At 47.3% G+C, this 370-nt stretch carries 1 protein-coding gene; it reads left to right on the forward strand.

Going from position 1 to position 370, the window contains the following annotated elements; all coding sequences use genetic code 11:
* Window positions 1–370: GGDEF domain-containing protein (locus tag CWC14_RS19040; protein WP_138564425.1), on the forward strand; the 370-nt coding region annotated here is incomplete at both ends.

Here is a 370-nt window from a genome sequence, read left to right on the forward strand (position 1 = left end):
GAGAAATTAGAGGCGCAGCAACGAGACACCCTAAGCCAAGCGTTGCACAGTATGCAATCTCAAGTCGAGGCGTTGGAGCAGCAAGTTGCACAATATGAAACCAAGCTTGAGCGTCAACGTCTGGTGTCATTGCAAGATGGGCTGACTAAATTGCCAAATCGTATTGCCTTTGATGAGCGTATGGATCTTGAGCTGAAACACTTTAAACGCCATCAGGCCCCGTTGTGCTTGGTAGTCATTGATGTCGACCACTTCAAGTCCATTAATGATAATTATGGCCACAGTGCCGGTGATAAAACCCTACAGGTTTTGGCCACGGCGATGAAAAAATCGATTCGCAGTACTGACTTTATTGCTCGCTTTGGCGGTG

Origin of the sequence: Pseudoalteromonas sp. S3260 (assembly GCF_005886925.1) — a bacterium.
Classification (GTDB): domain Bacteria; phylum Pseudomonadota; class Gammaproteobacteria; order Enterobacterales; family Alteromonadaceae; genus Pseudoalteromonas; species Pseudoalteromonas tetraodonis.